The sequence below is a fragment of the Pseudomonas sp. EL_65y_Pfl1_R83 genome (genome assembly GCF_963970695.1).
GTDB lineage: Bacteria > Pseudomonadota > Gammaproteobacteria > Pseudomonadales > Pseudomonadaceae > Aquipseudomonas > Aquipseudomonas tritici.
In genome coordinates, this window is sequence record NZ_CAXAQI010000444.1 from 1 (window position 1) to 448 (window position 448).

At 63.2% G+C, this 448-nt stretch carries 1 protein-coding gene; it reads right to left on the reverse strand.

Annotated features, from left to right (window positions below; genetic code table 11):
* On the reverse strand, positions 1 to 448 hold a 448-nt coding region (locus AACY08_RS29740), incomplete at both ends, for a glycosyl hydrolase 2 galactose-binding domain-containing protein (protein WP_339472672.1).

The following is a 448-nucleotide window of genomic DNA, read 5'->3' on the forward strand; positions in this document are numbered from 1 at the left end:
CGGACGCCATAGGCCGACATTGAGGATGCGCGGGCCCCAATCCCAGCCATAATGGTATTTGGGCTTGCGGATATAAGGCGAGGTCTGACGGCCCTTAGGCTCATCGCCGAACGCGGAATCATATTCGCCGGGCAGCGAGGCCTTTTGCGCCAGCACCATCGGTTGCAGTGTCTTGATCGGCGCGGCGAATGTGATGAGGATCTCGTTGGCGCCGACGTTGAGCAGCGGCTTGATATCGGTCCGCCAACGACGATGGGCATTGTCGGCGACGATTGCTCGGCGGCCGTTGATCGTCACGGTGGCGAAGGTGTCGAGCCCGTCGAACACCAGATCGAGATGATCGCGCGCGAGCATTGCGGGCGTCACTTGCAGCGTGCGGCGGTACAGCCAGTCGGTGCGCCCGACCCACTGGATCGCGGCTTCGTTGGTGGCGAGGAACGGATCGGGC